At 67.1% G+C, this 2,541-nt stretch carries 3 protein-coding genes; 1 reads left to right on the top strand and 2 read right to left on the bottom strand.

Annotated features, from left to right (window positions below; all coding sequences use genetic code 11):
* On the top strand, positions 1-731 hold a 731-nt coding region (locus ELR45_RS36805; protein ID WP_205855858.1), incomplete at its 5' end, for an HAD-IC family P-type ATPase.
* 100 nt (positions 732-831) lie between these two features.
* Here the strand turns inward: ELR45_RS36805 and merB are convergent.
* Both merB and merA read right to left on the bottom strand, forming a co-directional pair.
* Positions 832-1,023: an organomercurial lyase gene (gene merB / locus ELR45_RS03905; RefSeq protein WP_129663635.1), complete on the bottom strand. Its 192-nt coding sequence runs from the start codon at positions 1,021-1,023 to the stop codon at positions 832-834.
* A 16-nt stretch (positions 1,024-1,039) separates the two neighbouring features.
* The gene (gene merA, locus ELR45_RS03910) at positions 1,040-2,488 is read right to left on the bottom strand and encodes a mercury(II) reductase (RefSeq protein ID WP_129664196.1); all 1,449 of its coding nucleotides are present in this window, start codon (positions 2,486-2,488) and stop codon (positions 1,040-1,042) included.
* Positions 2,489-2,541: the final 53 nt, after the last annotated feature.

Raw genomic sequence — 2,541 nt, forward strand, 5'->3', positions numbered from 1 at the left:
CCGCCCTGCAGCGGCTCGGTCTCGACGTCGTCATGATCACCGGCGACAACCGCCGCACCGCCGAGGCGATCGCCCGCCAGGTCGGCATCACCCGGGTGCTCGCCGAGGTACTCCCAGAGCACAAGGCCGCCGAGATCGAACGCCTCCAGGCTGAAGGCCGCCGGGTCGGTATGGTGGGCGACGGCATCAACGACGCGCCCGCCTTGGCCCAGGCCGACGTCGGTCTCGCCATCGGCACCGGCACCGACATCGCCATCGAGGCCGCCGATGTCACCCTCGTCTCCGGAGCGCTCAGCGGGATCACCGCCGGAATCCAGCTCTCGCGCGCGACCATGCGCAATATCCGGCAGAACCTTACGCTTGCCTTCGCCTACAACACGATCGGCATCCCGGTCGCCGCCGGCGTGCTCTATCCCTTCATCGGACTGCAGCTCAGCCCGATGATCGCGGCCGCCGCCATGGCGCTGTCGTCCCTGTCGGTGGTCACCAACGCCAACCGGCTGCGCGCCTTCACGCCGGCGCCACTCCCGCCAGGGCCGACGGTGTCCGACGATCTCCATGTCGCCGTCGAAACCCGGCAGCAAACCGACCGTACAGCGATCGATCCCGTCTGCGGCATGAACGTCGATCCAGCAACGGCGATTACCGCCGACGTCGATGGGGAGACCTACCGATTCTGCTCCGCAGGCTGTCGCGACATATTCGTTCAGCAAGCTTCGACACGCGGCTGATGCGCCCTCCTGCTCAGAGCAGGTCCTTCAGCTGGGTGTAGCCGCCGTCGACCCAAATACGTCACGCATATACCGGTCCGCGAGGGCTGAGGCCGCCCGATCAACGAGCTGTTGAATCTCGCCCGGGTCGCATGAGGGTGCCGAACTCGGCTATCCCGCACACGAGCGCCTCAGCTTGATTGAGCAGCACCCCGGAGACTTCCGGATGATGCCCGATCCATTCGTGTGCCGCGTGCTCTGTTCCGAAGAAGTTGATGAGGCCGCACGTCAGCTCCGGCGTCTGCTCTGTCATCGATCCTCCATGCTTCTCAGACGGCGCAGCACGAGAGCTTGGCGACGTCGCGCGTGAACGTCTGCGCGGCCAGCTTGAGACCCTCGGCCATGGTCAGGTACGGAGCCCACGTCTGGGCGAGGTCGGCGGTGGTGAGCCCGAACTTGATCGCGTAGACGCCGCTCTGGATCACCTCGCCCGCGCCGTCGGCGAGCATGTGCACACCGAGCACCTTGTCGGTCGCCTCGTCGGCGACGATCTTCACCAGCCCCCGAGTCTCGCGGTTCACCAGCGCGCGCGGTACGGCGCTCAGCGGCAGCACGGAGGTCTTCACCGCATACCCGGCGGCCAGGGCGACCTCCTCGGTGAGCCCAGCAGCGGCGATCTGCGGTGTGGTGAAGACGATCCGCGGCAGACCTGCCAGGTCCAGACGAAGGTGAGCACCGTTCACCGCGTTCTCGGCGGCGAGCGCACCTTGCTGTGCCGCCACGTAGACGAACTGCGGCGCCGTCGTGACATCACCGGCGGCGAACAGGTTCGGATGGTTGGTCCGCAGATACTCGTCGACGACGACGGCGCCACGCTCGTCGAGGGCGATTCCGGCCGCTTCCAATCCGAGACCGGCCGTGTTCGGGCGACGGCCGGTGGCGACCAGGATGTGATCGACGACGACCCGGAACTCCTGCCCGTCGACAACACCGACGACGACGCGCTTGTCGCCGTCGGACTCCACCTTGGTGATCTGGGCGGATGTGTGGACGTGCGAACCCTGATCGCGCAAGACACCGGCCAGAGCTTCGGAGATCTCCGGCTCTTCGGACGGCGCGATCCGCTCCATGACGTCGAAGACCGTCACGTGCGAACCGATGTGCGAGAAGAACTGGCCGAGCTCGAGGCCCACGGCGTTCGCACCGACCACCGCCAGCGAGCCCGGAACCGTATCCAGATCGAGGGCCGTGTCCGAGGTGAGATAGCCGGCCTCCGCGAGGCCCGGGATCGGCGGAGCGGCCGGGGCGGCGCCGGCGGCGATCAGGTACGCGCCGGCGCGAAGGTGCTCGCCGTCCACGGTCAATACATCTGGAGCGGTGAACACGCCGTCTCCCCGGAGGAGGTCGAGGCCGTACTCGGCGATCAGGTCCTCGTATTTCTCCTGCCGCAATGTCGCGACCAGTTCGTCCTTCTGCGCCACCAGAGCTCGAAGGTCAACAGGTTCCGCGCTCGTGCGCACACCGGCGAAGCCATGCTCAGCCGCCAGGTGATGAACCTCGCCTGCGCGGATCAGTGCCTTCGACGGCACGCAGCCGACGTTGACACACGTGCCTCCGATCGTGGAGCGCTCCACCATAACCACTCGCGCTCCGAGGTCGCGGGCGCGGATGGCCGCAGCGAAGGCAGCCGACCCCGAGCCGACGATCGCGAGGTCCCACGACGCGGCGCTACGGGCACCAATCGATCGGTGCGGGCCTGAGTTCACCGGTCTGTACATCACGGCTATGACCGTATGGCTTCCAGTACGCTGGAAGGTCAAGCGAGAGGAGG

The organism is Phytoactinopolyspora endophytica (assembly GCF_004138495.1).
GTDB lineage: Bacteria > Actinomycetota > Actinomycetes > Jiangellales > Jiangellaceae > Phytoactinopolyspora > Phytoactinopolyspora endophytica.

Bases quoted from the DNA above. Each gene is read 5' to 3' on its own strand.
- merA (WP_129664196.1), bottom strand. From the start codon at position 2,488: ATGTACAGACCGGTGAACTCAGGCCCGCACCGATCGATTGGTGCCCGT.
- merB (WP_129663635.1), bottom strand. From the start codon at position 1,023: ATGACAGAGCAGACGCCGGAGCTGACGTGCGGCCTCATCAACTTCTTC.